Origin of the sequence: Mesorhizobium liriopis, assembly GCF_024053505.1 — a bacterium.
Classification (GTDB): domain Bacteria; phylum Pseudomonadota; class Alphaproteobacteria; order Rhizobiales; family Rhizobiaceae; genus Mesorhizobium_B; species Mesorhizobium_B liriopis.
Window position 1 is genome coordinate 1 of record NZ_JAMXQS010000015.1, and the last position, 23,360, is coordinate 23,360.

The 23,360-nt window shown below is 58.8% G+C and carries 26 protein-coding genes and 1 pseudogene; 14 read left to right on the forward strand and 13 right to left on the reverse strand.

Annotation, left to right across the window (positions count from 1 at the left end; genetic code table 11):
• Positions 1-326: 326 nt before the first annotated feature.
• From NGM99_RS21235 to NGM99_RS21245, 3 genes are all read right to left on the reverse strand, one after another.
• Positions 327-569, reverse strand: coding sequence for a hypothetical protein (locus tag NGM99_RS21235; RefSeq protein WP_252822721.1), 243 nt, complete (start codon positions 567-569; stop codon positions 327-329).
• A 365-nt stretch (positions 570-934) separates the two neighbouring features.
• Positions 935-1,249, reverse strand: coding sequence for a hypothetical protein (locus tag NGM99_RS21240; protein ID WP_252822723.1), 315 nt, complete (start codon positions 1,247-1,249; stop codon positions 935-937).
• Between the two features lie 628 nt (positions 1,250-1,877).
• Positions 1,878-2,432, reverse strand: coding sequence for a hypothetical protein (locus NGM99_RS21245; protein ID WP_252822725.1), 555 nt, complete (start codon positions 2,430-2,432; stop codon positions 1,878-1,880).
• A 369-nt stretch (positions 2,433-2,801) separates the two neighbouring features.
• Here NGM99_RS21245 and NGM99_RS21250 point away from each other — a divergent pair, with 369 nt between their 5' ends.
• Positions 2,802-3,020 (forward strand): hypothetical protein, encoded by a 219-nt coding sequence (locus NGM99_RS21250; RefSeq protein ID WP_252822727.1) that lies wholly within the window; start codon positions 2,802-2,804, stop codon positions 3,018-3,020.
• A gap of 486 nt (positions 3,021-3,506) precedes the next feature.
• Here NGM99_RS21250 and NGM99_RS21255 read toward each other — a convergent pair whose 3' ends face one another.
• Together NGM99_RS21255 and NGM99_RS21260 are read right to left on the reverse strand one after the other, a co-directional pair.
• On the reverse strand, positions 3,507-3,845 hold the full coding sequence (locus NGM99_RS21255) for a hypothetical protein (RefSeq protein ID WP_252822729.1): 339 nt from the start codon (positions 3,843-3,845) through the stop codon (positions 3,507-3,509).
• A gap of 235 nt (positions 3,846-4,080) precedes the next feature.
• Positions 4,081-4,380, reverse strand: a complete 300-nt coding sequence (locus tag NGM99_RS21260; RefSeq protein WP_252822731.1) for a hypothetical protein — start codon at positions 4,378-4,380, stop codon at positions 4,081-4,083.
• A 453-nt stretch (positions 4,381-4,833) separates the two neighbouring features.
• On the opposite strand from NGM99_RS21260, the gene NGM99_RS21265 reads away from it, so the two are divergent.
• Together NGM99_RS21265 and NGM99_RS21270 are read left to right on the forward strand one after the other, a co-directional pair.
• Positions 4,834-5,691 carry a hypothetical protein gene (locus NGM99_RS21265; protein WP_252822733.1) on the forward strand — a complete coding sequence of 286 codons (858 nt, stop codon included), beginning with the start codon at positions 4,834-4,836 and terminating at the stop codon, positions 5,689-5,691.
• Positions 5,692-6,277: 586 nt separating this feature from the next.
• A complete protein-coding gene (locus NGM99_RS21270; RefSeq protein ID WP_252822735.1) occupies positions 6,278-6,640 on the forward strand; it encodes a hypothetical protein in 363 nt (120 codons plus the stop codon).
• 168 nt (positions 6,641-6,808) lie between these two features.
• Here NGM99_RS21270 and NGM99_RS21275 read toward each other — a convergent pair whose 3' ends face one another.
• Positions 6,809-7,201 carry a winged helix-turn-helix transcriptional regulator gene (locus tag NGM99_RS21275; RefSeq protein WP_252822737.1) on the reverse strand — a complete coding sequence of 131 codons (393 nt, stop codon included), beginning with the start codon at positions 7,199-7,201 and terminating at the stop codon, positions 6,809-6,811.
• 71 nt (positions 7,202-7,272) lie between these two features.
• On the opposite strand from NGM99_RS21275, the gene NGM99_RS21280 reads away from it, so the two are divergent.
• The 9 genes from NGM99_RS21280 (at position 7,273) to NGM99_RS21320 (ending at position 17,543) form a co-directional block, all read left to right on the forward strand.
• Positions 7,273-8,256 carry an SDR family oxidoreductase gene (locus NGM99_RS21280; protein WP_252822739.1) on the forward strand — a complete coding sequence of 328 codons (984 nt, stop codon included), beginning with the start codon at positions 7,273-7,275 and terminating at the stop codon, positions 8,254-8,256.
• A gap of 394 nt (positions 8,257-8,650) precedes the next feature.
• Complete coding sequence (locus tag NGM99_RS21285) at positions 8,651-9,979, forward strand: site-specific DNA-methyltransferase (RefSeq protein ID WP_252822741.1); 1,329 nt, start codon at positions 8,651-8,653, stop codon at positions 9,977-9,979.
• Positions 9,976-10,521, forward strand: a complete 546-nt coding sequence (locus tag NGM99_RS21290; protein WP_252822742.1) for a hypothetical protein — start codon at positions 9,976-9,978, stop codon at positions 10,519-10,521. Before NGM99_RS21285 ends, NGM99_RS21290 begins: the two co-directional genes overlap by 4 nt.
• Positions 10,490-12,511 (forward strand): phage terminase large subunit family protein, encoded by a 2,022-nt coding sequence (locus NGM99_RS21295; RefSeq protein WP_252822744.1) that lies wholly within the window; start codon positions 10,490-10,492, stop codon positions 12,509-12,511. The genes NGM99_RS21290 and NGM99_RS21295 overlap by 32 nt, the downstream gene beginning before the upstream one ends.
• A gap of 918 nt (positions 12,512-13,429) precedes the next feature.
• Complete coding sequence (locus NGM99_RS21300) at positions 13,430-14,362, forward strand: PhnA-like protein (RefSeq protein WP_252822746.1); 933 nt, start codon at positions 13,430-13,432, stop codon at positions 14,360-14,362.
• Positions 14,363-14,451: 89 nt separating this feature from the next.
• Positions 14,452-14,808, forward strand: coding sequence for a response regulator (locus NGM99_RS21305; protein WP_252822749.1), 357 nt, complete (start codon positions 14,452-14,454; stop codon positions 14,806-14,808).
• 10 nt (positions 14,809-14,818) lie between these two features.
• On the forward strand, positions 14,819-15,034 hold the full coding sequence (locus NGM99_RS21310; RefSeq protein ID WP_252822752.1) for a hypothetical protein: 216 nt from the start codon (positions 14,819-14,821) through the stop codon (positions 15,032-15,034).
• 187 nt (positions 15,035-15,221) lie between these two features.
• Positions 15,222-17,144, forward strand: a complete 1,923-nt coding sequence (locus tag NGM99_RS21315; RefSeq protein ID WP_252822754.1) for a GAF domain-containing protein — start codon at positions 15,222-15,224, stop codon at positions 17,142-17,144.
• Between the two features lie 12 nt (positions 17,145-17,156).
• Positions 17,157-17,543: a response regulator gene (locus tag NGM99_RS21320; RefSeq protein ID WP_353937451.1), complete on the forward strand. Its 387-nt coding sequence runs from the start codon at positions 17,157-17,159 to the stop codon at positions 17,541-17,543.
• A 4-nt stretch (positions 17,544-17,547) separates the two neighbouring features.
• Here the strand turns inward: NGM99_RS21320 and NGM99_RS21325 are convergent.
• Positions 17,548-17,977 (reverse strand): annotated as a pseudogene (locus NGM99_RS21325) (transposase); the annotation flags it as partial.
• 299 nt (positions 17,978-18,276) lie between these two features.
• A complete protein-coding gene (locus NGM99_RS21330; protein ID WP_252822756.1) occupies positions 18,277-18,474 on the reverse strand; it encodes a hypothetical protein in 198 nt (65 codons plus the stop codon).
• A 758-nt stretch (positions 18,475-19,232) separates the two neighbouring features.
• Here NGM99_RS21330 and NGM99_RS21335 point away from each other — a divergent pair.
• Both NGM99_RS21335 and NGM99_RS21340 read left to right on the forward strand, forming a co-directional pair.
• Positions 19,233-19,946: a Crp/Fnr family transcriptional regulator gene (locus NGM99_RS21335; RefSeq protein WP_252822758.1), complete on the forward strand. Its 714-nt coding sequence runs from the start codon at positions 19,233-19,235 to the stop codon at positions 19,944-19,946.
• Positions 19,947-20,168: 222 nt separating this feature from the next.
• Positions 20,169-20,396: a DUF6894 family protein gene (locus tag NGM99_RS21340; RefSeq protein ID WP_435371474.1), complete on the forward strand. Its 228-nt coding sequence runs from the start codon at positions 20,169-20,171 to the stop codon at positions 20,394-20,396.
• Between the two features lie 30 nt (positions 20,397-20,426).
• On the opposite strand, the gene NGM99_RS21345 is transcribed toward NGM99_RS21340, so the two are convergent.
• The 5 genes from NGM99_RS21345 to NGM99_RS21365 form a co-directional block, all read right to left on the reverse strand.
• Positions 20,427-20,636, reverse strand: coding sequence for a hypothetical protein (locus NGM99_RS21345; protein ID WP_252822760.1), 210 nt, complete (start codon positions 20,634-20,636; stop codon positions 20,427-20,429).
• 30 nt (positions 20,637-20,666) lie between these two features.
• Positions 20,667-20,909, reverse strand: a complete 243-nt coding sequence (locus tag NGM99_RS21350) for a DUF6894 family protein (RefSeq protein ID WP_252822762.1) — start codon at positions 20,907-20,909, stop codon at positions 20,667-20,669.
• A gap of 828 nt (positions 20,910-21,737) precedes the next feature.
• Positions 21,738-21,989: a DUF982 domain-containing protein gene (locus NGM99_RS21355; RefSeq protein ID WP_252822764.1), complete on the reverse strand. Its 252-nt coding sequence runs from the start codon at positions 21,987-21,989 to the stop codon at positions 21,738-21,740.
• A gap of 140 nt (positions 21,990-22,129) precedes the next feature.
• A complete protein-coding gene (locus NGM99_RS21360) occupies positions 22,130-22,393 on the reverse strand; it encodes a DUF982 domain-containing protein (protein ID WP_252822766.1) in 264 nt (87 codons plus the stop codon).
• A gap of 53 nt (positions 22,394-22,446) precedes the next feature.
• Complete coding sequence (locus NGM99_RS21365) at positions 22,447-22,710, reverse strand: DUF982 domain-containing protein (protein ID WP_252822768.1); 264 nt, start codon at positions 22,708-22,710, stop codon at positions 22,447-22,449.
• Between the last annotated feature and the right edge of the window lie 650 nt (positions 22,711-23,360).

Below are 23,360 nucleotides of genomic sequence, written 5' to 3' on the forward strand. Positions count from 1 at the left end.
CGTTTGACGAAGTTCGTGGGCATGGCTGCTGCGATGCTTGAGACCTACCGCCCAGGCTTTGCCGACTTCCTGCAGAAGCCTTCGCTCTGCCGCCGGGCAGGCTGCAGTGAAGCGCAGCTGTCTTTGGTCGCAGCCAAAGATAGGAAAAGCGTAGTAGTCCGCCATGGGCTTGTCGCGACATGGCGCCCATAAACCCAAAGGACATGAGTCGCACCGGCGGCTCTCGCAAACAGAAGCTGGTGGCACGTCACAACGGACCACCGCCCGGCGAGTCTTGGGCGTGGGTGACGCTGGACCTTCTCAATTCCCACGCCTTTGTCACGCTCTCAGTCACGGCCTTGCGCATCTTCTGGCGGATCATGGCCGAGCATGCCGCCCATGCCGGCAAGCTGAATGGCAGGCTTCGGGTGACGCATGATCAGTTCAGAAAGCGTGGCTGCACGGGCGAGCTCGTCGCAGATGCAATCGAGGAGCTCGAGTTCAAAGGATTGGTCAAAGTGCAGCGCGGCCGAGCCGCAGATGGCACACCCCACCCAAACTACTATCAGCTGACCTTTGTCGGCGATCATGAAGGCAGTCCACCGACAAGCGAATGGAAGAAGGTCAGCGCCGAACGCTGCGTCCAATGGGGCGAGACCGAGCGTGCGGCTCGAGCCCAAAAGCGCAAGCGCAAGGCCAAGCGACAGAAAAAATCCTCGCTCCGTGAACCCGAACTCGCCCGCTCCGTAAACACGGAGCCAGCCCCACCTGAAAGCAAAGCCGCATAGCCAGATAACCGCAGCAATGCTGGGGCGACACTGACTCCGGGATCACGGTGTATCTACTATATCTCCCCTGAGAGGAGGGCACGCAGGATGGCGAACGCTCATGCCAAGGCTTCAAAGAAAGCCGCCGCGCTCTGCTTGTCGGGTTCATGACTTTGGATGGGGCAAATTCAGTCTGAGCCCGCTTTAATTGCATCCGATGCCCTGAGAGCTTCCAACACGCGGCTTCCAAGCTTGGGCGTCAGGTTGCGAGCTTTAAAGCGTGATGTGCTGCCCTTCACAGCTGGTGCACTGTAGTGAACGTCGTAGGCAAGCTTGGTGAGGTAATCTCTTCCGCCAGAGCGAAATCGAGCAAGCTCAATCTCGCTGAGCTGCATCAGGAAGTAGTAGTCGAAAAAGCTGTGGCTGCAGAACGAGTTGAGATAAAGCGTCTTGCCATCAGCTAACAGGTGCCAAGCGTAGGGCTCCTCATCGAGTAGTTCCATCGCCTTGTATCCCAAACAGATCAGGACTCGGCAAGAAGGCTACTGAGCAAAAGGAAAAGCCCGCTGCGGGAGGAGGTGCAGCGGGCTTCTATTTCAAGTGCGGTGTGGGAGGAGGATACACCGCACTGGTTGTCGGCAACTCATCTGGGAGGAAAAGATGGCCGACACGCAGAAGGTACGCTCAAACCGATTTAGTGCAATGCACAAATTTGCATGCTGCACTTGCGAAAAATTTGCACCTGAACGGAGCTGACGAATAATAGGGGAAGCCGCTGCGCCCCGACAATTGACATCATGGCTTCGGGCCATGACCAGCGGCCAAGCCGGGAGGGTAGCCTGGCATCAGCCTTAAGACAGCCTGATCGGCGATCATATAGCCTCAAGCCGCGCGCTGAGCTGCGGCAAGGTTAGAGCTAAGTATGCGTGGAACTTTGATACGAGCAGCAATCGCAGGAGCCGTCGGGTTCATTCCAATGGCGGCAGTTGCCGTGTCGCTCTATCACGCGCCGCTCTGGCAAGAACGCCATGAGGCGGTACGTGCGGTGAAGCAAGACTTCCGCACTCTAAAGCAGGGGCTGCGCCAGGGGCCACCTTGGCGCAAAACCAAGGCGGCCGAGACAAGCGTCAATCAGTAGCCGCCGCTGTAGTAGTCGTCACCGTAGTAGCCGTCACTGTCGTCCCGAGCTCGTTGACGATCACGACTGCTGCCGCCGTTGTAGAAGAAATCGGACTGCTGTTGCTCGTAGCGGCGATCGGGACGCCTGCGGTTCTGGCCGCCTCCGTCGCGGCGATGTTCACCTGCGCGTTGTTCTTGACGCTGGCCATCGCGACGACGCTCGGCTCGCTGTGAAGCTTGCCGCCGGTCACGTTGCTCGGCTCGTTCGCGTTTTTCAGCCTGCTCACGCTTCTTGGCCTGCTCGCGACGATCACGCTGCTCCTGTTTGGCTTGACGATCCCGCCGTTCAGATTGCTCGCGCCGCTGTTCGCGGTCCTTGCGTTCGTTGCGATCTTTCCGATCACGGTCACCGTCGGGATCGTTCTTCTTCTGGTAGCTGCTCAGCGGTCGATCCTGGCAGACTGAGCCGCTGTCTCGAAGCTGCCGCCGTACGCATGGCTCTTTGGCAAGGGCAGGGGCAACCGGCAGCAGAAGGCCAGCGAGCAGGGTGATTAGAACTCGTTTCAAGGAACGCGCCTCCAAAGTCATTGCGGCCGATATAGAGCCCGCCAACCTGAAGACAGCGTGAATGGGACGGGCCGACAGCTATCTGGTCGTCCTTTTCCCATTCCAAGTCGATTCACCGCCATGAGCTCGGAACCGCGCCTGCCAAATACAGGGTATAGCTTATGGCCAGCGGACATAGCCGCGGTCGGATCGAAAAGTCTGAAATACTCGGGGAAGCCGCTGCGCTCCACACCCTTCTCTGCGCTCTTCCCGCAGAGCGTCCAGCGCCCAAGCCGGGAGGGTAGCCCAGCACATACGACCGGGTGTTAATGTGATCTTAATGCCGTTACGTCATGTGTGGGGTGCAGGGCAACGCAGGGATGCGTTCAGATGATCATTGGCCAGACAGGGTCGCCAGTTCTGTTGCTGATGCAGCTGCTAGAGGCAGAGACGCCCGCGCGTCCAGTCAGTGAACTGGTGAAGATGATCGAGCCACTCGACGGTATGCGATCGAACAGCATCCGCGCCATGTCCGCTCTTGTAAGCCTGCCGACTTTCAAACCGGCTGCTTTCTCAGCAGAAGGCCGCAAGGCATACCAAACAGCTTGACCCTGTTAGAAGACGGGCTAGTGAGGTGTAACCAGCACCGTCACTAGCCCTGACCATCGCAGCGCACAGGAAGCGGGCGAGGCTGCATCGTCTTCGCCTGTAACTGCAGGCTCTGCAAGCGTCATGATGCCCGCGCCTGCCGAATGCAGGATGTAGTTGACGGCCAGCGAAGATAGCCGCGGTCGGATCGAAGTGTCTGAAAGCCTCCGTGAGAGACTAGCCCGCAAGGGACCGACTAGGGCAGCATTTCGACAAGACCCGCCACGCCTTTCGCAGAAGCGCACCCCAGCAGGTTGCTATTCAGCACAGCCGTTAAGGCAGTATCGCTGAGGCGTGCTCGCCACGTGATGCCCTTACGCCCACTGGCCGGGAACTTACCGAAGGTGCAAATTAGCCGCCCGGCATGACCGGGATGGGCTATGTCGCGAGCCCTGTCCAAAATGCGACCTCACGACTACGTCGGACCGAGTTGTAAGCCGCCTCGAGCTAGCGTCGGCGTTCGGTCCTTATTTGGGAGTTGCCGGCTGTTAGCTCGACAGCGGGAGCTTTTAACTTCAACGCAGCAAATCCCGCCACACCAGCGGACACGATTATGAGCGCTCCAGCGACAACTATTGTAGATGCCTGCCTTCCATCTGGAGCAAATACCACGAGCAACGCTGCAACGATCATAAACAGCGCCGCAAGCGTATATAGCCCAAGCCTCATTCGCGTCTGGCTCTTGATATGCTCGGCAACCAATTTGGAGTGAGCTTCTACGACGAATTGGTCCTGCTCACCGATGCCGGTGGCGCGGATATGGATGCCTTCCCCAGTATATTCCATTGTAGACCTCGCAGAAGCGGCACATCGCTCGCGGTTACAAATTACTCTACGTCACCTGTCTGTGCTGCGTAAAGGTGCCGGAAGTACAGTTATAATTCTCTAGGGCGCCGAACTCGTTGACCAGCTCGGTGCCAAGTAGCGCACTGCGGTGGACAACACTTTTGCCATCATCGACCCGCACATCCTCCTGACCTGTTCCTAGACGGCCGGCGCTCCTACTGCGGGGCCCTGCATACTACGGTTTCAGCGCATCTACGAAGGTACCGATGGCCATCAAGATTACGGTCAGCGCTACCAAACAAGCGGAAAGCCTCGTCCATTTAGCCGTGTCCTCTGCCGCTCTAGCGCTTCGCACTGAAGCGTCTGCTGCCGCGATTTGTGCATCCGCAGCAGCGATCATCTTTTTGTCGACCTCCTGTTGCGCAATTTCGCGCCTCCGTTGCAGTTCGCGGTCGATTTCATAAGCTCGCTGGGAGCCTGGTTGCTCCCCAGCATTGAAGAGCATCGTGAAGTCATAGTTCTGAAGTCCGGTCAAAGTTCGATCCTTATTCGGCGCGTCCTGAAGTTAGATCGTATTGAGCATCGGGGCACTCTTCTCCTCTGGCACTCCCTGCTATCCACAGCGGGTGCCCCATCAGTGGATAAGCTGCGAAGGTGCTATGCTCGACATTCGGGAGCTCCCGCTTGGTCCAGGCTTGATCAGGTGCCACTACGAGCAGCACGGCATCCTAGCCGCGCGCGACATTGAGGCACCCGTTCGGGAAGCATTTTGATTGGGTCCCTGCGCCCCTCACTGTGGACAGAAGCTAACTAGCCGTTGCCCTCCAAGTATCTTTTCCTATCAATATGTTTATGGTTTGTTCTGAGCTCGGTTGAGCGGGCAGTCCGGCGTGCATTCGGGCAGCTCAACTCGGAGGGAGGGTTTTACAACGATGCAGTATAGCGAGATCGGTGCCGGTTCAAAACAAGACCTCTGTGAGCTTTCGTCGTGACAGAGGCTAGACGAAACCGCCACCTCTTCAATGCCGACGACAAGGCCTCGTTCATCGAGAACTTCACCGACAAGCAAACGCGGGACGATTACAGACACTGGCTGACAACCGCCTCTCTTCATGCGCTCAGCCGGTTGGAGCGCATGGAGCTAGGACATATCCTCACGCGCTCGAAGAAGGGACGACACTTCAGCCGCACCGAGCGGCGCATGATCGACATCAACCGCCTGATTGCCCATCGCTACGGCACAACCATCCCCGAACACGACGATCCGCGCGATCCATTCCTCTTTGTTGTCGCCCATCTCATCCACGCCGAGGTGGACAACCCGACCTCGCGCACTGAACTCTTGGGTAACTGGTGGGCTTCAGTTGCCCCATGGGCTGACGCGCATCAACAAGCCACCGACACTCTTGCTGTGATGCATCCCCGTCGCAAGCACATGACCGATGCCAAGGCGGGCCGCATGCTTCGCCTTACCATCGAGGAGCGAGAGACACTCGGCATCACAACAATGTCGCCTTCCGACATGACGGCTTTGGCGTTCAAAAAACGACAGAAGGCCATCAAGCGCGAGCGCGACCGCCACTCTGCCGCGCGCAAACGAGCAAACGCGGGAAGCCGGCCGCAGGCAGCATCACAAGAGCGGGCTGAGCCCTGGAAAGCGCTGGGCTGTTCGCGCAGCACCTACTTCAGACGGAAAGCCGCAAGCCGCGGTGAGACTGGTTCATCGCCACTTAGTATCTCTGGAAAGAATACGACGAACCAGTCTCAAGCTTCCAGAACCACCACAGACAGCGTCGGAGAGACCTGCGACCTGGGCGGCGGCGAAAGTCCGCCGACCCGACCCTAGGGCGTCAGACGTCGTGGGTTGGATCGACGCCTATCCTACACATAACCGGAGAAGGTGATATCCGTGAGGCGCGGGGACGCGCATGGCGCCCCGCTCCGGCAGTCACCTTCTTCTCCCCTGACGCAAACCCTTCAAGCACAGCGGCGCGCCGAGCCCTCAAGGTCGAGCACTTCACCCCCCGTCCGCTTCGGCTGATCGCTGAGACACGGGATTGACGCTGAGACAGTTGGACTGCAAACCTGCTGTTCTCACCAACGAGCCATGCACCTCTCAATCCTCTCAGCCGCCTCGGTTTGCGCATTCGCACGCAGAGAAGCGCAACACTGTCATCCTGTTTGCGACCTCCTCTGCATGGTAGATTGCTGGGCAGGCGCAAGAGCTTTCTAACCAACGGCAGGGGGTGGGGGGTCGAAAGTCTGGAGCCCTGATGGGGCGGACACCGCCTCGGGCTCACGCGGAGATTTTTTCCCGCCCTATAAAAAAACTGGCAGCCAGCACCATGCGGGACCAAGACCCAGCTTCAGCACAAAACGCAGCCCCTCGTGGACGGCCCGCTTACCTCCCATCCGACAAGGATCGCCGTGTGGTGGAAGCCATGAGCGGCTGGAACATGCCACAAGAGCGGATTGCCTCTGTTCTGGGTATCGACCCCAAGACCTTGCGCAAGCACTTTGCGGACGAGCTCGCCATCGGCAGTGCCAAGCTTGAGGCACAGCTTGCGCAGAACCTGTTGCGGATTGCACAAGGTCATGACCGCAGCGCGTTGGTGGCGACCATCTTTGCCCTGAAGAGCCGGTTCGGCTGGGTCGAGGCAACGCTTCCTGCCACACCGCCCCAACCCCGTGAGCGGCCGCTGGGCAAGAAGGAAGCCGCCAACCGCGCTGCCCTTGCCCCACCCGATGATCCGACATGGGAAGAGCTGCTCGGACCAATCGGGAAGATCAACTGAGGGTGCCGCTTGATGGGCATCAGTTCAGCCGGATCGAGAACGCTTCCCATGACTGCTATGGGGTGGAAAGCTTCCTGTCCGCTTTGTAGCGAATGATGATGGAAGCGGCCTGCCAGCGCGACTTCGAAAGATAAGCTCAAGCCGTCCGCGGCCAGGTGCGGCGCCTTTCTACCGCGCCAGGAGCTGCCCTTCGTATTTCAACGACCATTCCCTTAAGGCCTCGAATGTCGGCATGAGGTCGATCCCGGCCTGCGAAAGTTCATACTCGACGCGGGGTGGGATCTCCGCGAAGGCCGTCCGGATGATGATGCCGTTGGCCGCAAGGTCCCGAAGCTGTTCCGTCAGCATGTGCTGGGTAATGCCCGGCAGGAGACGCCGCAGTTCCCCGAAACGCTTCGCACCGACCACGAGGCTGCACACAATCTCGATCTTCCACTTGCCCGTGATGGCTTGGATTGCGCGTTGGAACCGCATCACGTCGATCGGCTCGGGTCCCGTGCAGTCGTCGCAGTCGGTGCCGTATGCGCGAGGACTGATGGTGCCAATTGTCTGGTTTTCCATCCTAGGTCCGAAAATTCATCCTGGTTGATCTAAGTCATCTTAGCGGGCTTCTTCACCGCGAAGGAGATCCCATGAGCACAATTCTCGTCACCGGCGGCACCGGGTTCCTCGGTAGCCACTGCATCCTGCAACTCCCGCGCGACGGCTACGAGGTGCGCACCACGGTGCGGGACCTGGGCCGGGAGCAACGCGCAAGATCCACCCTCCAAGCCAACGGCGTCGCGACGGACGCACCGCTGTCCTTCGTGGCGGCCGATCTCCTGTCTGACGGAGGCTGGATGGAAGCGGTGTCGGGATGCGACGCCGTCCTGCACGTCGCCTCGCCGTTTCCCGCAACGCAGCCGGACAACGCAGATGATGTGATCATCCCCGCAAGGGACGGCACGCTGCGAGTCCTCCGCGCAGCCCGCGACGCCGGGGTCGGGCGGGTCGTGCTGACCTCGTCCTTCGCCGCGGTCGGTTACGGCCGACAGCATCCGGGCCGGGACTTCGATGAACGGGACTGGACCGAGGAGGACGCGCCGAACGCTCCCTACATCCGTTCCAAGGTCGTCGCCGAGCGAGCGGCCTGGGACTTCGTAGCAAGGGAGGGAAACGGTCTGGCACTCAGCGTCGTCAATCCAACCGGCATCCTCGGACCTGTGCTCGGCGCCGACTACTCGACCTCGATCGGAATGGTGAAGGCGATCCTCGAAGGACAGGTCCCCGGTCCGCCTGACATGGCCTTCGGTGTCGTGGACGTGCGAGATGTCGCAGATCTCCACCTGCGGGTGATGTCGAGCTCCGAGGCCGTTGGCGAGCGGTTCATCGCCGTCGCGGGTCCGGCACTCTCGCTTCGAGGCGTGGCGCGTCTCCTCTCGGAGCACCTTGGCGAACAAGCCGACCGCATCTCGACGTCGCTTCTGGAGGTGTCGTTGACCGCGCAGGAGGGCACCCAGCGTCGGGACTCCAGCAGCGCAAAGGCGCGTCGCCTTCTCGACTGGTCGCCGCGGTCGGCCGACGAGGCGATCCTCGCCAGTGCCCAAAGCCTCATCCGACTTGGCCTCGTCATATGAACGACCGCTCTTGGTAGACAATGAAAACGTCCCCGGTGGCGGACAAGTGGTCGGAAGCTGCCGTTGAATGAAGCTGCCGCACGTCGGCAGATCTGTCCCTAACCTCCCCGTTCGCCTCACCGCCGTCCCGTTTGCGCACTTGCACGCACTCCAGCGTACGAATGTCATCCTACCGGTCAGTGCGGCTCTCGCTTAGAATAGACAGCATGGCATTGGCTGTGGCTGGGCTCTGTTCTGCGATCTTGTCAGCTTCATTCTTCTCTCGTGCTCACCTCACCCCGCCCCCGGTACGGGTCCCTTCTGTTGGGGGTGTGGGGTCATGCGGGTCGGGCCGCCCCCGAAATCCTGCTAGCGCCAGACCTGTTTGTCGCGTTTCGTTTCGTTTTGGACGCCCATGACTGAGCCGCTTTCCCTGTCTGATCAGCCTGTGCTTGGAGTTCAAGCCTGGCCCGCTGACCGTGTCGAGCGGCGTGCGGTTGCTTCCCTGATCCCATATGCCAGGAACGCTCGAACCCATAGCGCCCAACAGGTTGCGCAGATCGCAGCCTCGATCACCCAGTGGGGCTGGACCGTGCCGGTGCTGATCGATGAGGGCGGTGCGATCATTGCTGGCCATGGCCGCGTGCTGGCCGCTCGCAGCCTCGGCATAACCGAAGTGCCCGTCATGGTCGCTTCGGGTTGGAGCGCAGAACAAAAGCGCGCCTATCTGCTTGCCGACAACCAGCTTGCGCTCAACGCCGGCTGGGACGAGGAGCTGCTCAGGCTCGAGCTTGGTGAGCTTGCCACATCCGACTTCGACCTCTCGCTTGTGGGCTTCTCCGATGCAGAACTCGCCCGCCTGCAGCTGTTTGGCGCGCCTGGTCTCACCGATCCCGACGATGTGCCCGATGCTCCGGCTAAGCCCGTCAACCGGCTTGGAGACCTCTGGCTTCTCGGCAAGCACCGTTTGCTCTGCGGTGACAGCACGGATGCCAGCAACGTGGCACGCGTGCTGGCAGGTGTTGTGCCCCACCTGATGGTGACCGACCCACCATACGGTGTGGAGTATGATCCCGCCTGGCGGACGCGGATGGGAACCACTTCGGGTGCTGCGCTGGGCACTGTCCTCAACGACCATCGGGCCGACTGGCGCGAGGCCTGGGCGCTCTTTCCCGGCGATGTCGCTTATGTCTGGCATGGTGGCCTGCACGCCGGCACAGTCGCTCAAAGCCTTCTTGCCTCTGGCTTTTGCCTGCGCTCGCAGATCATCTGGGACAAAGGCCAGCTCGTTTTGTCGCGTGGCGACTACCACTGGCAACACGAACCCTGCTGGTATGCTGTGCGCGACAAGGCAAAGGGCCACTGGGCAGGCGACCGCAAGCAGACAACCGTCTGGCAGGTCCCAAAGCCCAGAAAGAACGAAACAGGACATTCGACCCAAAAGCCCGTCGAATGCATGCTCAGGCCCATCGAGAACAACTCGTCGCCTGGGCAGGGGGTCTACGAGCCCTTCTCAGGCTCAGGCACAACGGTTATTGCCGCTGAGATGAGCGGGCGCACCTGTCATGCCATCGAGCTCAGCCCCGCTTATGTGGATGTCGCCATCCAACGCTGGCAGGCGTTCACAGGACAGGAGGCGAGGCTCGAGCGGGCAGGGGAGGAAGAGACGCTGAGCTTTGCTGCTGTTGCTGCCGCCAGAGGCGTGACCTTGGCTGATGCCCCTCAGCAGAGCACAGCCGCATGAGCGGTGGGGCTGCGACCTACCCTGTGGCGACCATCGCCAAGCTGTTGCTCTTGACCGAACGGCGCGTGCAGCAGCTGACACGTGAGGGCATGTTGCCGCGTGCCGATCGGGGCCGCTATGAGCTGGCGCCTGTGGTGCAGGCCTATGTGCGTTACCTGCGCGATCGCATGCTGCCCGGTGAGACCGAGCCCACTCACGATGACTTCCAAAGAGCACGAGCCCGGCGCACAGCGGCCGAAGCCACTCTTGCCGAGATGCGGGCCGCCGAGATGCGCACGGAACTCATCCCCGCCCAGGATGTGCGCGAGGTGTTGGCCAGCGTGATCGTGCGCGTGCGCTCCAAGCTCTTGAGCCTGCCGCCCAAGCTCGCACCCCAGGTGCTGGGCCTGAATCGCCTGACAGAGGCGGAGGCCAGGATACAGGAAGGGGTCTTCGACGCTCTCGCTGAGCTCGCAGGTACGCAGGTTGCCGGCGTGCGTGCAGACGATCATGCCACAGGAGCACCGGAGGATGACACCTCTGCTGATCCGAATCAGCCATAAGGCAGCGCTCGATCTCGCTCAGGCCGTCTGGTCGCTCGCCGCTCCCCCGCCCGATCTCACTTTGTCCGACTGGGCCGATCAGGAACGACGCTTGAGCCCCGAAAGCTCGCCCGAGCCGGGACGCTGGGTGACAGCACGCGCTGAGTACCAGCGTGGCATCATGGATGCGATCAGCGACAAGCAGACCCACACCGTGGTGCTGATGAGCTCGTCACAGGTCGGCAAGTCGGAGATCCTGCTCAACCTGATCGGCTATCACGTCCACCGCGATCCGGCCCCCTTGCTGATGGTGCAGCCCTCGCTCGATGCAGCCGAAAGCTTCTCGAAGGAGCGGCTTGCACCCATGATCCGTGACACGCCAGCCTTGGCCTCACGCATTGCCCCGGTGCGCGCGCGCGACAGCGGCAACACCATTCTGCACAAGAGCTTTCCAGGCGGTCACCTGAGCCTTGTTGGCGCCAACTCGCCTGCGGGTCTTTCCTCACGCCCTGTTCGCGTTGTGGTCGGCGACGAGGTCGACCGCTACGAGCAGAGCGCGGGCACCGAAGGCGATCCAGTCACACTTGCCATCAAGCGCACCACCAACTTCTGGAACCGCAAGATCGTGCTCGCCTCCACGCCGGGCACCCGTGGTCTGTCACGCATCGAGCGGGCGTTTGAGGGGAGCGATCAGCGCCGCTTCCTTGTGCCTTGCCCCGACTGCGGCCATGCGCAACGCCTCGTCTGGGCGCGGGTCGTCTGGTCGAAGGAAGAGGGAACACACCGGCCCGAGACCGCTCACTACGCCTGCGAGGCCTGCGGCTCGCTCTGGGACGATGGTCAGCGGCTCAATGCCGTGCGCCACGGCCAATGGATTGCCGAAAGACCGTTCAGGGGGATAGCCGGCTTCCACCTCAACGAGCTCTACTCGCCGTGGCGGCGCTTGTCTGAGACGGTGTCGGACTTCCTCGCAGCCAAGGACGCGCCTGAGCTTCTCAAGGCCTGGACCAACACAGCACTCGGCGAGACATGGGAAGACCAAGCCGAACGGCTCGATGCCAGTGGGCTGCTCTCGCGCGGCGAGACCTATGACGAGACATGTGTTCCATCACCAGTCCGACTGGTCACCGCCGGCATCGACGTGCAGGGCGACCGGCTTGAATGCTCGCGCTGGGGCTGGGGCGTGGGCGAAGAGTCATGGCTGATCGAGCACCAGATCATCCTGGGTGATCCCGCCCAACCCGCAATCTGGGACGAGCTTGACGACTGGCTTGCCACCGACTGCCAGAGCGAAACGGGCGCCCGGCTCAAGACGCGGGCCGCTTGCATCGACATGGGCGGGCATCACACGCAGGCCGTTCTCAAGTTCTGCCGGGATCGCAAGGGACGGCGCATCCATGCGGTCATAGGCATGGGTGGCAGCCGGCCGATCTGGACGCCCAAGGCGTCGAAGTCGAAGCTCGGCAAGCTGTCCTTCTATGGTGTGGGTGTCGATACGGCGAAAGACACGATCTATGCCCGGCTGCAGATCGAGGGACCAGACACGATGAGCGAACCACCGACGCAACCTCAACAAGCGGAACGGACAGGTCTATCATCCCACGCGCTTCAGCCGGACCACGCCAGCCACCCCGGCTATGTGCATCTGCCCTTGAGCGTCACCGCGAGCTTTGTGGCGCAGCTGGTTGCCGAGGTCGTGCAGGTGCGCATGGTCAAAGGCAGGCCTGTGCGTGAATGGGTCTTGCCATCAGGCAAACGCAACGAGGCACTCGATTGTGCGGTCTATGCGCTGGCAGCCAGAGAGAGCTTCGGTAGGCAGGGGCTGCGGAGACAGTATGCGACGGCAACACAAACCAACGAGGCAGAAGCGGAGACAGGGAATGCGTTGGGACAAACCCTCGTGTCCGTAGCAGTCACCAGCACCACTGCCAGAACTGACGCAACTCCCCAGAAGCTCCTTGCCTGCCCCATGCGCATCAGGCGACAGCCTTGGGCAGCTTATCGGCCATGACCATAGGCGTCGCGAGCAACGCCATCGTGGATCCCAGAGTGCGAAACGGAGCACAACGGTTTACGGGTAGACTGTATGTTTTGCGCCTCACTCCAGCCATACCGCCACCCCGATTTGCTTAAGAGTAGCCATTGATGCGACACGTTAATATCGTCCAAAACGGGGTAGTTTTCGGATGAACACTTTTAGGCGTTTATAGACTAAATTAGCCATCGACCGATGCGGTAAGCGTGTACGCACCAAAGAAACTTTGGATCGATATCTAGTTGCACGGGTTGAGCCAGACCCTCGAACATTGGTTCCCCAAATGTCTATGCGCCTATCATTCGGTTTTGCGGCTCTCGACGCCGCAAGCGCAATCGATCTTGCTGCGATCTTGATTTCCGACGCTCTGCCGGCTGAACGCAACAAGGTCCGGAGATTGGTCGAAGATGCCTTGGAGAAAGGCAACACCATCCGCAGAGCTCGCGTGTCGCATTGAGCCGCTTCATAACCAAGCCGGAAGGCGACCGGGAAGTGCAATGCGTCGAGGTCACGGCTACTCCGAATTAGGCGGCTGTTTAGGAAAGCTGGGGCCGCAAAGTAATCCTGCTAATCGCGGAAGCGAGGCTGCATGCCGTTCCCAGATCACCTCACAACCTCTTTCAGCAAGATTTGGCTGTCATTTCGCGCGAGATCCTAATCCCCAATCAGTCTTAATTGGTTGAGTAGAGCCGCGCTGATCCACAGTGGAGTTCATTGTGGAAGCGAATTAACTCCCGACTTCTGGAACTGAAGTTGCGCGCTGTGGTTCAGCTGTTAGGTGGGCATAATGTCCATTTGAGAGCACGGTAAAGGCCAGCTCACAGCGACGTGCCTAAGCGTGGTGTCAACTGAAGGGCATCGCTTCCGTCTCATTTCTCCTCAAGGACAACTAAAATGAATGACACCTATGGTGCGTCCCCCAGGGACGACATCGCTAGGCCGCACGTCAGTGGCGTGAGCCCAAGCGAAGACCTACGCACTATCGCAATCAATCGCATCTCATGGGGAGCAGTTTTGGCGGGCGTGGTCGTCACCCTCGTTGTGCAGCTTCTCATCAATCTAATCGGCATCGGTATCGGCGCTGCTACCCTCGACCCGGGTACAGCCGACAATCCAAGCGCTGCCTCATTCTCCATCGGCGCCGGGCTTTGGTTCGTCATCGCTGGCGTCATCGCGTCACTCGTTGGTGGCTACGCTGCGGGCCGATTGTCCGGTCGCCCGAAGGGCTCCACCGCGAGCTGGCATGGCATCACAACTTGGGCGCTCACCACGCTCGTCATTTTCTACCTTCTGACCTCGAGCATTGGTGGCATCATCGGCGGCGCGTTCCAAGGTCTGTCGTCAGCCGCAGGTGGCGTCGCAAGTGCGGTCGGTGGCACTGCCCAGACTGCGGCAGTTGCAGCAGCTCCTAGCCTTCCAGGTGTGAGCAACCCGTTCTCCTCAATTGAGCAGTCGGTTCGTGACGCCACTGGCGGCAATGACCCAGCCGCGTTGCGTGATGCAGCAGTTGCTGCCGTACGCGCTGCGGTGACGGGCGATGAAGCTCAGGCGAACGATGCCCGTGAGCGCGCTGCGCAAGCTATTGCCCGAGCCCAGAACGTGCCGGTCGAACAGGCCCGCACTCAGGTTCAGCAGTATGAACAGCAGTATCGCCAGAGCGTCGAGACGGCAAAGCAGCAAGCCACGCAAGCGGCTGACGCGGCAGCCACTGCGGTATCACGCGGCGCTCTGTTTGGTGCTTTAGGTCTCATCCTTGGCGCTCTGGCCGCTTGGTTTGGCGGCCGCATGGGTGCTGTCGAGCCGATTGTCATGACCCGACGCGTTTAAGACCTTAATGGCCCTGTGAAGCTGCCTTCGCAGGGTCACCCCTCTCTACGGTGAAGCCTTTGGCAAACCGAGACGCCGGAGACTTCAAAATGAGAATTCTGATTGTAGAGAATGAGGCGCTCATAGCTGAGGATATCAAAGACATCCTTGAGGGCGCCGGTCATGAGGTGTGTGGGATAGCGCAGTCTATCCGCGAGTCGTGTAAGCTCGCCAAATCCAGAAAGCCTGACGTTGCATTTCTCGATGTGGACCTAGGCAATGGCGAGAGTGGCCTCGACGTGTCAGAACGGCTAGCGTCGGACTATGGCATCCCCTCGATTTTCCTGACTGACCGTTCGGATTTTCGAGTTCGCATCATGGCCCTGACCGCCCAACCCCTGGGCTTTGTTTCCAAGCCGTACCACCCTGAAGATATCCTGGATGCGCTGACACAAGCGCACATCTGAGAGACATTAAATGTCCTCAAACGCCAATGAGGAAGCGCTGAGGGCTGAGCTCGAGAAAATCCATTTGGCGCTTTGCATCTATGACGCAGCAGCCGAGCGAGAGTTTCTCAAGTCCGGCATTCGAACGTCCGGCCATACCTTGACTTCGATGCGTGACAGAGCGGCCGCGATAGAATGCGAACTGGCTCAACCTGAAAAGGGCGGACCGATTGACGAAAGCCAGTGACCGCACATTGTCCAACGGGTCATGCGTATACGGTCACGTGTAAGCTGCCCCAGTTTAACCGAAACCGATTAGCGGCTCTCATTCATTTTCATTGACGCATCACTTTCTTCTGTGTCCTTGGTTGCGTGGGGTTCCGACACGCAAAGGCCAATAAAGAGCCTGCGGTCGCCATCGAGGGACAATTCCCATGAAAAGCACCGAAGTGCAGGAGCAGGCACGCCTGCGGGCCTTGAGAGCGTCCGGACTTTTACGAACGACAGAACACCGCCATTTCCAAAATCAGATTGCACTGGTTCGCCAATCGCTTGGTGTGCCGGTCGCGGTCATTTCTATACTTGAGGAAGACAGACAGGTGTTCGCCGCTCATGAGGGCTTGCCCTTTCCTTGGAGCGAGCAAGGCGAAACGCCTCTCACGCATTCCTTTTGCAAGCACGTGGTCACCAAGAAGGCACCACTTGTTGTGCCGGATGCTCTGAATGACCCTCTTGTGTCCGAGAACTTGGCCATTCGAGATTTGGACGTGAGGGCCTACCTCGGTGCTCCATTGGTGCTACCGAGCGGCGAGGTCATCGGAGCAGTGGCTGCAATTTGTGGCGAGCCTCGCCAGTGGACCGATGCCGAGCGCGACTTGCTGGTTTACATCGCGCGTGTGGTCAGCGACGAAATCGAAACGCGCATCTCTGAGCTGAAGTGGCGCACCGTTTTCACCGACATGCAGGAAGGTCTCATCCTGGGCGAGGTTATCCGTGATGATACGGGCCGCGTCGTGGACTGGCGTTACTCTGATGTGAATGCCGCTTGGGGCAAGCTGGTTGGGCTTTCCAGCGATGACGTGATTGGCCGGACCATCCTTGAAGTCTTTCCCGGCATCGAGAGCGAGTGGATCACCGATTTCGCATTCGCGGTCGATACTGGCGAAACAGTGTTCGTCTCGCGCGAGGTCAGCGGTCTCCAGAAGTGGTTCGAGGGCTTCATCCGGCCAACTGGCACGGACACGTTCACACTGCTGTTCACCGAAATCACCGACCGCATCAAAGCCAAACAGCGGCAGGACGCATTGGTTAGGGTGGGCGACCGCCTCAGAGAGATTTCTGACATGGGCGAGGCCGCCTACGTTTCTGCGGAGGCAATGGCAAAGGTGTTGGGCGCCACACGCTCCGGGTTCGGCATCATCGACCTTGCAAGTGAGAGCGTCGAAATCCAGCCCGACTGGTGCGCTCCCGGCACCAAGAGCATCGCAGGCCATTACCAGTTTCGCGACTTCGGCTCCTTCATCGACAATCTCAAGCGCGGCGAAACAGTCATCATCCCGAACGTGGCTGACGACCCTCGCACCGCTGGAAGCGCCGAAGCCTTTGCCGGGATGGGCATCGTTGACCTCGTGAATGTCCCCATCATGGAGCGCGGCCGACTGGTCGGCATCATGTTCGTTCACAATCAGGAAGCTCGCCCGCTTGCGCCGGAAGAGGTTCTGTTTGTGAAGGCGATAGGCGACCGCACCCATGCGGCATTGGCACGATACCGGGCGGAAGCCGACCAGCAGACCATCAACCGCGAAATCAGCCATCGCCTAAAGAACACGCTGTCGCTCGTCCAAGCCATCTCAAGCCAAACGCTGCGCAGCATCGAAGATAGAAAGCCAGTGGAGGCGTTCGAGAGCCGCGTTCACGCGCTCAGCACCGCACACGACATCATGTTTGCCCAGAAGCATAAGTCGGCTTCGCTCAAAGAGGTGGCCCGGGGCTCTTTGGCTGCCATCGGCCAGACCGACCGCATCACCATCACCGGTCCGGCTGTTGAGCTCAGCCCACGCTCGGCACTGTCGGTAGCGTTGATTATCCATGAATTGGGCACCAACGCCATGAAGTATGGCGCATTGTCGAACGATGACGGACACGTGACAATTGCCTGGGAAACCAACGGAGACGACCTAGCTTTACATTGGAGGGAGCACGGGGGGCCGTCTGTCTCAGAACCAACTCGGAAGGGCTTCGGGTCAAAACTGATCCAGATGGGTCTTATCGGGTCTGGGGGAGTTTCCAAGCGCTACCCTGAAACGGGTTTTGAGGCCGATATGGCGGCGTCAATTATTCAGCTCGAAGCCCCGTAAGGATTTTGTGCCGTGGGTAGCTCAGTGCATGCAAAGCGAACCGTGCTGGTTGTTGAGGATGAACCTCTGCAGCGCATGATGGCCATGGATATGGTCGAGGATGCCGGCTACGAGGTGATTGCCGTTGGCGATGCGACAGAAGCCATCCGCATTCTTGAGACGCGGCTGGATATCCGAGTGGTCTTCACCGACATCGACATGCCGCGTGGCTTGGATGGCATCAAGCTTGCGGCTGCTATCCGTGACCGCTGGCCGCCTATCGAGATTATCATTACGTCCGGCAAAGCTTGGATGGCACAGCAGGAGTTGCCAGCTCGCGCGACGTTTTTCCCCAAGCCTTACCGACGCGAAAAAGTGGTTGCGGAAATCAACCGCATGGCTGCGGTCCCGTTGATGTGAAGCAGAAGGCGATGGCGCGGCCTTGTCCATCGGCGATCACGCAGGCCTTGCTGCCATACCCGCCACGAGAGCGGCCAAGTGCTTCACGATGGTCTCGCTGGGCTGGAGATCCCCCTTCGCGCCGCGCCGGCCGCCTTCTGGTGGGCCTGAATCCTGGTGCCGTCGAGAAAGACCAAGCCAAGTGAAACGCCTCGTCCCTGCACGAGAGCAAACAGCTTCTTCCATACGCCGAGCCGCGCCCAGCGGATGAACACCCGCGCGGCCCACCACCACGGTCTGAGTTCGGCGGGGATCGCTCGTTACTTCGACCCGTTCTGATGCCGCTAGAGGATAGCGCTGAGCGTCCGACGCACGTCTTGCGGCGGTGTCTTGCCCATCGGCGGACACACTTCAACTAACGGCTCCAGCGCCGCCCATTGCTCGTCGCTCAACATGCCGTTCCCCTGTCAAAGTGGAAGAACGTCAGTGCCGCCAACATGTTCGAGCGATGAAAGGCCCTAGCTGATGAGGATGCGCGAGCAGCAAAGCGGCTTAGGCCATCAGCGCTCGTCAAACATCGCCTAATATTGTCAATTGGCACTAGAATGCTGGCAGTCTTTTTTCAATCAAGCAAGAGATGGTACGTTCAAGCTCCGACGGTTTACACCACGAACCGGCTGCCTCCATAGTCGGTCTGTGCATCAACGGCGCAGGCTCAATTTCGAGTAGGTATGGCGCTACCCCGAGGGGCGTTTTACTCGACCTTCACCAATATCTCACCGCTCGCAGAGACTTGGAAGGTTCCATCATCCCGCGCATTGACGAGGTGGCCGTTTGGCAAACTGAACTGCTTTTCCAGTTCGTTTCCAACGCTCCCTTCCGTCTCTGTCAGCACAACGATCTCGCCATTGGCACTGCGGCACGACACTTGCCGGCGTTGAATTGTATTCATAGAAATCCTCCGTGCGGGAAGCTCACGAGCTCCCCCAAGTTCGCTCCACTGATGTGAAGGTGTCATGGCTGCGTTCTCAGCAGTTTCGCTTGCAAGCAGTAGATTCGGTCTCGCAGGTGTTTGAGACCGTCACTTCGAACGTCGCTGGTCAGGGCGTCATGGTTCCGTCGCCACTTGGCCCATTCTGCCTCGCCATAACGCAGTTTGATCCGAAGTTGACTTAGCTCCTGTGTCAGCAGGGAAGCATCGATTGATTGAATCATGGATGTTGGCTCAGGCGGACAGTTTCGAATGCCTTAGGTGCGTCCATCACCGCAAAGGCACATCGCCAGTGAACAAGCGCTCCGACACCATTCTCACGAGCATTTCCTCGTTTGTGACGCCGGCTTGATAGAGAGCAATGGTCGCAAGCGCTCGATCCTGCCGTTCGCTATGGTTATCATAGGGCGTGATGGCTTGGGTAAAGACACGTGCCAGAAAGTCGAGCTCACTTGAGCCGGAGATGCAATTGCTGAATTCTCTGCGGCTCGACCCCATGGCAATCATCTTATCCCGTGAGTTCGGTCTCTGAGCCTCGTGTCGAGGACCCTGTTAAGGCGAAACTGGGACAATCAGGATTGCCAAACATCAATCTATGTTAGGAGTTTGGTCAGTTCGCCAGCAAAACGATGAAGTGCTAACTTGAATCAGTTTTCGCTCAGCACTTGAAGCGTTTCGGAGACCTCAATCCATCAAAGTCACCCAACAGGTTGTTGCCGATGACGTCGTCGAATTTGATGATCCGCAAGCTTGAAGGTTTCCATTCACTCGCCAGCGATGACCAGGCGCTGCTCGAACGTTACAGTCGCCCATTGCACGATCTTCCGCCAAAGCACGACATCATCCGCGAAGGTGACGCCCCACGGGACGTCGTGCTGATCCTGTCCGGCTTTGCGTGCCGCTACAAACTGATCGAAGGCGGCAAACGCCAAATCATGGCGTTTCTTGTGCCTGGCGACTTTTGCGATTTTCAGGTGTTCATCCTGAAGCGCATGGACCACAACATTGGCACCTTGTCGCGCTGCAACGTTGTCCGGATCAAACGTGAAGCTGTTCTGGAACTGACCGAGCGACCGGCCATCGCAAGGGCATTCTGGTGGGCCTCGCTGGTCGACTCTGCAACCCTCAGGGAATGGTTGGTCAATGTCGGCCAACGGGCGGTAGAGGAGCGGATCGCCCATCTGCTTTGCGAGCTCTTGGTCCGTCTCGAAGCGGTGGGCCTGGTCAAATCCAACGCCTATTCACTTCCCATCTCGCAGAACGACATCGCCGATGCGCTTGGCGTAACGGTGATCCATGCCAATCGTATGCTCATGGCGTTGCGCGACCAGAACCTGATCGAGCTTAAAGCCCGCGAACTGATCGTGAAAGACGTCGGTCGGCTGAAGTCGTTCAGCGGCTTCGATCCCAACTACCTCCATCTCGACCGATGAGGGGGAGTATCGAGCTTTGGCGAAGACCTACAGTTCACTCGTGCTAATTAGCTGCCATGTTGCAGTGAGGGAAGACGGGAACCGGAGGCTCCAATGTCATTCTCTCTTATGCACTCTAAAATAATCCCAGCAGTCGCATCTGAGTTGCGCTCATAAGTATTTATATCCCCAAAGATGATTTAAGTGGGTGCGCATCTTTAGAAAGATTTCTATGGCTGATGCATGCCCCGATATTTTTTTCACGTCCATGACGGCATCTATTCACCCGACTCGAGTGGGACGGTGATCAAGGATGACGAGACCGCCTGCCAGCAGGCCATTCAAACCACAGGGACACTGCTTGCTTACCAGAAACCAAACGCGCCGATCGGCAGAGTCTGGGGGATGATTGTGGTCGGACCTGATGAGAAAGTCATCTGCACGATCAATGTTGCGATCGATAGACGGTAGGTGGATTGTTGAACGCGTGTCTCTCGCTAGTCAATCGAAACGAAACGATCCGAACTTGATCTTGGCTATTCGATGCTCAAGCACGAGCAATCGATTGCGCATTGCCATGAGGGGCCAGTCAGAACGCGCAAGACGTTTTGGGTGCGCCTCTCGCAATGCCTCTTCCTCGACCTGAGCGATGAGCACCCGCAAACGGCTGGCCTCATTCTGTAGGCCCGCCAGATCTGCTTCAAATGTCATGAATGAACCTCACTTGATGGGGCACTGATCTCAGCGCAGGAGGTTCAATCCGATGTATGATAGCGTTGCGGAGTAGACAGGGCGCCCCGCGCTGTCGGTGACCAGCACGGTAAAGCCCTGTTTGTCGCCGTCCTTGGGGACTTCCTCAGCCGCTAGCGCTGGCAAGACGCGCATCGCTTCCTTGCGCACTTCCGCCATCGACGAAAACTCGGTCCCAGTCTCATCCAACTGAGAATGACGATCGGAATGGATGTCGAAGTAGTATCGCTGCAAAAAGCGCTCCCCATATCAGGCGGGAGCGCTTGGCATCTCTCAGTCTCTGCGAGCCGAACATGTGCGCCAGAGATACGTCGGCCTAGTCGGATCTAGTTTCAGGGTCAATGTTATTTATTACTCCTTGTGGAGCCTTCCGGACCGAAGGTTGCGTTTTATCACCGTTGATCTCAGCGCCAGCACGAATGTCACAGATTTCGCCCAGTAAGGAAATGCGTTCGCAAACCAATCCAAGTTAGAGAAACGGGTGGCAAGCGCTGCAATGAGACTGTTTCAATGTGGGAGCAGTCGGGTGCAGCGATACAGGTTTCAGATAACCCTCGGCTCGTCACTCAGCCATGCTGTAGAGATTGACTGTTGCGATGACGCTGATGCCTGGGAAGAGGGAAGGCAGATTGTCGAAGACCTAACCGACACAACCCCCTTGACCGATGTGATAGTTGAGGTGCGCAACGCGCAATTAAAATTGCTGGCGCGAATATCGACAGGCAGCGTTCACCAAGCACCAATCTAACATTATCGTCGGTCGCCGACGATTTCCATACGATCGCGCGCTCCGTCGCCCGATCCGGATGGCCGCCGGACTCGTCGTCGTCTCAGACCCGCTTGCCACACTCGGGATGGCTTACGTCTTCGCAATCTGAACAAGGCAAGTGTCCTGGACCGCCCGGCTCGTGGTCAACAGATTGCGAACCTGCTGCAGGCCTCGCATCCAAGACCGTCAACTTAGGGTCAGGACCGCTTGATTTGAGAGACACCGTCTGTTCAAGTCATGGATGTCCTAGCCTTAGCTCCAGCAGTGGTTGTGTTGAGATAGCCAAGTCGCTTTCAATGCTGCTGAATGGAAAAACCCGCTTCGCGCAAGGCCATAGCAAATGCTTCGTCTGCTTGATCAAGCGTGCAGCTGCCAACTTCAGCGTCATGACAATCGCGCAAAGCGCCGACCCAGGTCGCGCTGTCGTACTCGTTCCAATTGTCGAACAGAAAGTCGGAAGCGGCCGCAAGTGACCTGACTACCCTCGGCGAATGGCTGCCGGGCCATATGAAAACAAAGGGCTTGGAAAAGGCGATTTGGGTCATTCCACATCGTGCGCTAGTCTGAATCACTGCGCCCCAACATGGATCATGATTCCCACCGTTCTTGCGAGTGAAATGGCTTAGAATACGCCGTTGCGGGGGAAATCTATCTGCAAAGGAAAATTTGCGGAGGTCGCGCAACGTCAGAAGCCGAAGTGCGACTGATCTACCTTCATGCCAACGGCTCGAACTGCAACGACAAAGCTCGCACGTGCAAAGTCGTTCATGACAAGTCCGAGATCTGCCATCTGACACAACTCCATCGCGTTTAGCCACTGCGGAGAATTATTCCCAGACCAATGTCTGATAAGAAAGCTCCACGCTTCATCAGCATTGTTGATCAGGCACACGTTACTGGGCGCCGTGGAGAACACAACGAGCGGAACTTCAAAAGATGTCTGCGACATGGATCACCATGCGCTTTGATTGAGGCCACAAGAAGTGTGATTGAGACTCTCTTTCAGATTGCAGCCAGGTTCACATCCACCAACATGCCTGCTTGGCGAATGGCTGCAACGAAAGTGGAACGTGCTGCTGTCGTCGTACCGCGGCCCAACTCAGCGATTCGGCAGGATTCGAGCGCAGCCTTCCAATGGCGATTGTCTTCTCGCTGCGCTCGTACGAAAAGAAATGCCAGTGCCTCCGCCACGGTCGAAATCAGTACCACTTCACTTGGGTCACGCGCGAAGATTACAAGCGGCGTGTGGAAGGAGAGGTGTTCCATAGATTACCCTGCGCTCTTTCCACACTGAAAGATAGTATGGCGCGCTAGACGGCGGAGATTGTGGATTACAACGAGCCCGTCTCAAGGCGGAAGTGCCTGCCATCTTGTGGTGTTGCAGCCCTGCCCATGTCGTCAGTAGCGAGATCCGCCTCCAACCTGGCATTCAACAGCTAAGCATGCTGCGGGCTACCCGCGCAATCGCACTTTTATAACTCGGATCGAAGTTCGACTGTGGGGGTTGAGCCAGACCCTCGAACATTGGTTCCCCAAATGTCTATGCGTCTATTATTCGGTTTTGCGGCCCTCGACGCCGCGAGCGCAATCGATCTTGCTGCGATCTTGATTTCCGACGCTCTGCCGGCTGAACGCATTAAGGTCCGGAGAGTGGTCGAAGATGCCTTGGAGAAAGGCAACACCATCCGCAGGGCTCGCGCGCTGCATTGATCCGCTTCGCAGCCAAGGCGCCTGAGCTCGCGGCCACGGTCGTCCGCTTTGCTGCGCTTGAGGCGGTCCCTACCAAGGCGCTCGGCAACGCCATGGTTGAGAATGTGGTGGTGGCCGAGCGAGAAGTGCAACGTGTGAAGGCGAGGCTTCATTGGAGAAGGCAGCGGCAACTACGAGGGTTGGTCGCGTGAAGCGATCAGTTCGCT